This is a genomic window from Micropruina sp. (assembly GCF_027492755.1).
Lineage (GTDB): Bacteria > Actinomycetota > Actinomycetes > Propionibacteriales > Propionibacteriaceae > Micropruina.
Genome location: NZ_JAPUED010000254.1, coordinates 1 through 4,531 on the forward strand (window position 1 = coordinate 1; position 4,531 = coordinate 4,531).

A 4,531-nucleotide genomic window follows, 5' to 3' on the forward strand; every position below is an offset into this window, starting at 1 on the left:
CTGAACCACGCCAAGGCGGCCGAGGTGCCGATCGTGGTGGCGGTCAACAAGATCGACAAGGAGACCGCCGACCCGACCAAGGTGCGCGGCCAGCTCACCGAGTACGGTCTGGTGCCCGAGGAGTACGGCGGCGACACCATGTTCGTCGACGTGTCGGCCACTGCACGGCTGGGTCTGGACGAGCTGCTCGAAGCGGTCGTGCTGACCGCCGACGCGTCGCTCGACCTGCGGGCCAACCCGGACATGCCGGCCCAGGGTGTCGCCATCGAGGCGCACCTGGACAAGGGCCGCGGCCCGGTCGCCACCGTCCTGGTGCACCGCGGCACGCTGCATACCGGTGACTCGATCGTGGCCGGCTCGGCCCACGGCCGCGTCCGCGCCATGATCAACGATCAGGGTGAGCAGGTGGCCGAGGCGCCGCCGTCCATGCCGGTGCAGGTGCTCGGTCTGACCTCCGTTCCGGGGGCCGGCGACAACTTCCTGGTTGTCGACGACGACCGGATGGCACGGCAGATCGCCGACAAGCGGGAGGCCCGGCAGCGGGCGGCCCTGCTGGCCAAGACCACCCGGCGCAAGACCCTCGACCAGCTGTTCGAGCAGCTCGAGAAGGGCGAGACGCAGGAGCTCAAGCTCATCCTCAAGGGCGATTCGGCCGGTTCGGTCGAGGCGTTGGAGGACGCGTTGGCCAACATCGACATCGGCGACGAGGTCAGCCTGCGGGTCATCGACCGCGGTGTCGGTGCGATCACCGAGACCAACGTGTCGCTGGCCGAGGCGTCCGATGCCGTCATCATCGGCTTCAACGTCCGGGCCCAGGGCAAGGCCACGCAGATGGCCGACACCGCCGGTGTCGACATCCGCTACTACTCGGTGATCTACGCGGCCATCGACGACGTCGAGGCAGCGTTGAAGGGCATGCTCAAGCCGATCTACGAGGAGAAGATCACCGGTCAGGCACAGATCCGGGAGATCTTCCGGTCGTCCAAGTTCGGCACGATCGCGGGCTGCATGGTCATCGACGGGTCGGTCAAGCGGAACTCCAAGGCGCGCTTGCTGCGTGACGGTGTCGTGGTCACCGAGACCTCGATCGCCTCGCTGCGGCGTGAGAAGGACGACGTCACCGAGGTCCGCGAGGGCTACGAGTGCGGCATGACGCTGGCCAACTACTCTGACATCAAGATCGACGACGTCATCGAGACGTTCGAGATGGTTGAGAAGCCGAGGGATTGATGGGTAACCCGCGCTATATCAAGGTCGCCGAGCAGATCAAGGTGATCGTGGCTGAACTCCTGGAACGGCGGATCAAGGATCCGCGGCTGGGGTTCGTCACGCTCACCGACGTCCGGCTCACCGGCGACGGCCGCGAGGCGACGGTGTTCTACACGGTGCTGGGCGACGAGCAGTCGCGCTCGGACACCGCGGAGGCGCTCGAATCGGCCCGTGGCCTGATCCGGTCCACGGTCGGCAAGCAGTTGGGGATGAAGTTCGCCCCGACGATCGCCTTCGTGCTGGACGCCGTCCCCGAGACGGCCGCGCAGATCGAGGACGTGCTGGCCCGGGCTCGCGCCGCCGACGAGGCGGTGGCGGCCCAGGCCGCCGGCGCCGCATACGCCGGTGAGGCCGACCCGTACAAGAAGCCCGGTGAGGACGACGACCCGGCCGAGTAGGCCGGTCGTCTGCCGCCCCGGGTCTTCCGTCCCGTAAAGCCCTCCCTAACTAGTTCAGCCCTCCCGCATGCGGGAGGGCTGAACTAGTTAGGGAGGGCCCTTTGTCGGTTCGGGGTTGACGAGGGTAGATAGAATGCTAGCATTCGAGTATGCAAGCAAGTGAGCAGGCTCCGGATCCGAAGGTTCAGTTCAACGTGTACCTGCCGAAGTCGCTCGTCATCGCGCTCAAACACCGGGCGATCGACGAGGGGCTGAGCATGTCGGCGTTCGTGGAGAAGCTGGGGCGGCGCTACCTGGAGGAGGAAGAGCGATGATCATCGTCCGGCCGGTGCAGTACACAAGCCGAGTCGCGCAGTATCGCGAGTTGTTCGGTGCCCTCGGGCTCGCCGAACTGCCGCCCGACCAAGCAGGGGACGCGACGCCGGACTGGACCGTCTTCCAGGCCGGCTCCGGACGGGTCGGCCTGCATGCCGTCGCGGACGGCGACGCGCTGGACGGGCAGGCGTCCCTCGGCTTCGAAACCGACGAACTGGACGCCGTCGCGGGCCGGTTGACCGAGTTCTGCCGGGTGCGGCGGTTCGGCCGCTCCGAGGGCAGAGCGGTCGAGGCGATCGCGCCGGACGGGCTGCCGCTGGTGTTCCTCGCGCCCACCGCGGGCGAGGCGACGCCGCTGTCGCCCGAGTTGGCGGCGCTGAACCTGTGGATGACCGCGGATGTCGACGGAGCGACCAGGGTGCTGCTGGCGTTGGGCCTGCGGGGCAGGGTGCGCAGCGAGGGCGGCGGCTGGTTCCAGGCGTCCGCGGACGGCGGGGGACTGGCGGCCGTCCACGACGGCAACGAGGAGCCGAACGCGGAGCTCTCCTTCGAGTACGACGGCGATCTGGAGGCTCTGGCCGACCGGCTCGAAGCGGCCGGCATCGGCTGCAACGTGGTCGACGAATCGTACGGACGCACCCTGCTGGTGGATCGTCCGGGCGGCGGCGAGCCGATCTGGGTCAACGAGCGCCAGACCGATCTCTACGGTTATGTGGCGCTGGATGAGCGGGCGTCCGGCACGTCCTGAGCAGATCGCGGACGCGATTCGTCCGGGTCCGGCAGTACGTTGCAACCATGGGCGACTATCGGATCGAAGCGCTGAGCGACGCCACCTGGCCGGCCTTCGAGGCGCTGGTGGCCAAGCACAACGGCATCTTCGGCGGCTGCTGGTGCATGTGGTTCCAGCCGGACGCCGACCGCGAGGGCCAAGGCGGTGGGCAGGCGGCCAAGCATCGACTGGTCGTCCAGGGACGCACCCATCACGCGCTGGTGATGGACGGCGACGCCGCCGTCGGCTGGTGCGAGTACGGCACCCCTGAGGAACTGCCTCGGATCTACCACCGCAAGGAGTACGAGACCAGCGGCATCGAACCCACCAGGTACCGGTTGCCGTGCTTCTTCGTCGACCGCAACCACCGCCGCCGCGGGGTGGCGACGATGGCCCTGCACGGCGCTCTTGACCTGATCGCGGCCGCCGGCGGTGGCACCGTCGAGGGCTACCCGAGGGTCGACGTCGGTCAGAAGAAGCTATCGGCGTCCTTCCTGTTCAGCGGCTCCGTGGGCATGTTCACCGGTGCCGGCTTCACCCGCGGCCCCGATCTTGGCAGGTTCCGTTGCCTCATGCGCCGGATGGTGCAGCCCGCCTGAGCTAGCCGAGCGGCGGCAAGGGTCTCGACAAGCTCGACCGACGGCCGACAAGCTCGCACACCCGGGGACGGTTCTTTGACGTTCGAAATTCGCATCTCGAAGAACCGTCCCCCGACGTTCGAAATTCGCACGCCCAAGAACCGTCCCCGGGCATGCGGAATTCGAACGTCAAAGAACCGTCCCCGGATGTGCGAGATGGGTCTCGGGGAGGTTGACCAACGGGGTGTCCCATGGATGGACCGCTAGCCTGGGCCGGACATGCCGAGCCCAGGAGGACGATGAGCGAGTCGGGAATTCTTGTCGTCGACAAGCCGTCGGGCTGGACGTCGCACCAGGTGGTCGGACGGTGCCGCCGGCTGCTCGGCACCCGGAAGGTCGGCCATGCCGGGACCCTCGACCCGATGGCCACCGGGGTGCTGGTGGTCGGTGTCGGACGGGCGACCCGGCTGCTCGGGCATCTGGCGTTGACCAGCAAGAGCTATTCGGCCACCATCCGGCTCGGGCAGAGCACCCTCACCGACGACGCCGAGGGGGAGATCACGTCCGCCGCAGGTGCCTGCGCGCTCACCGATGCCGCGATCGAGGCCGCGATCGAACCGTTGCGGGGCGCCATCGTTCAGGTGCCGTCGACGGTGTCGGCGATCAAGATCAACGGCGAGCGCTCGTACGCGCGGGCTCGTCGCGGCGAGGACGTGGTGCTGGCCGGACGCCCGGTCACCGTCTCCCGGTTCGACGTCCTGCAACGCCGCGACGCCGACGCCGACGGCACCCCTGTCATTGATCTGGACGTGGTGGTCGACTGCTCGTCCGGCACCTACATTCGTGCTCTTGCCCGCGATCTCGGCGCCGCGCTCGGCACCGGCGGGCACCTCACCGCCCTGCGCCGCACCCGGGTCGGCTCCTTCGGCCTCGACGAGGCCCTCCCGCCGGAGGGCCTGACCGTCGACCCGCCACGGCGTCCGGAACTGATCGGCCTGGACGAGGTCGCCCGGCAGAACTTTCTCTACCTCGAGTTGGATGCCGACGAGGCCCGCGCCGTCGGCTACGGACGTCCGCTGCCGCGCAGCCTCCCCGGCGACCCGACGGCGCTCCTGTACGACGGCGAGCTGCTCGCGCTGTACCGCCCGGACGGTGACCGCGCCGTCCCGGTGGCCGTCCTCGTCGGGTAGACCCAAGCGGGT

At 68.7% G+C, this 4,531-nt stretch carries 6 protein-coding genes; all 6 read left to right on the top strand.

All coding sequences use genetic code 11. The annotated features are described in order from the left end of the window. On the top strand, window positions 1-1,230 hold a 1,230-nt coding region (gene infB / locus Q0066_RS17150), incomplete at its 5' end, for a translation initiation factor IF-2 (protein WP_298135202.1). After that, on the top strand, window positions 1,230-1,667 hold the full coding sequence (gene rbfA / locus Q0066_RS17155) for a 30S ribosome-binding factor RbfA (RefSeq protein ID WP_298135204.1): 438 nt from the start codon (window positions 1,230-1,232) through the stop codon (window positions 1,665-1,667). The genes infB and rbfA, both read left to right, overlap by 1 nt. A gap of 149 nt (window positions 1,668-1,816) precedes the next feature. Beyond that, window positions 1,817-1,981, top strand: coding sequence for a CopG family transcriptional regulator (locus tag Q0066_RS17160; protein WP_298135206.1), 165 nt, complete (start codon window positions 1,817-1,819; stop codon window positions 1,979-1,981). Then, on the top strand, window positions 1,978-2,730 hold the full coding sequence (locus Q0066_RS17165) for a hypothetical protein (RefSeq protein ID WP_298135207.1): 753 nt from the start codon (window positions 1,978-1,980) through the stop codon (window positions 2,728-2,730). Before Q0066_RS17160 ends, Q0066_RS17165 begins: the two co-directional genes overlap by 4 nt. Window positions 2,731-2,777: 47 nt before the next feature. Beyond that, entirely contained in the window at window positions 2,778-3,350 is a 573-nt protein-coding gene (locus Q0066_RS17170; RefSeq protein WP_298135209.1) for a GNAT family N-acetyltransferase, read from the top strand. Between the two features lie 278 nt (window positions 3,351-3,628). Next, on the top strand, window positions 3,629-4,519 hold the full coding sequence (gene truB, locus Q0066_RS17175) for a tRNA pseudouridine(55) synthase TruB (protein ID WP_298135211.1): 891 nt from the start codon (window positions 3,629-3,631) through the stop codon (window positions 4,517-4,519). Window positions 4,520-4,531: the final 12 nt, after the last annotated feature.

Coding starts and splice junctions, on each gene's coding strand:
- rbfA (WP_298135204.1), top strand. CDS start 1,230: ATGGGTAACCCGCGCTATATCAAGGTCGCCGAGCAGATCAAGGTGATC.
- Q0066_RS17160 (WP_298135206.1), top strand. CDS start 1,817: ATGCAAGCAAGTGAGCAGGCTCCGGATCCGAAGGTTCAGTTCAACGTG.
- Q0066_RS17165 (WP_298135207.1), top strand. CDS start 1,978: ATGATCATCGTCCGGCCGGTGCAGTACACAAGCCGAGTCGCGCAGTAT.
- Q0066_RS17170 (WP_298135209.1), top strand. CDS start 2,778: ATGGGCGACTATCGGATCGAAGCGCTGAGCGACGCCACCTGGCCGGCC.
- truB (WP_298135211.1), top strand. CDS start 3,629: ATGAGCGAGTCGGGAATTCTTGTCGTCGACAAGCCGTCGGGCTGGACG.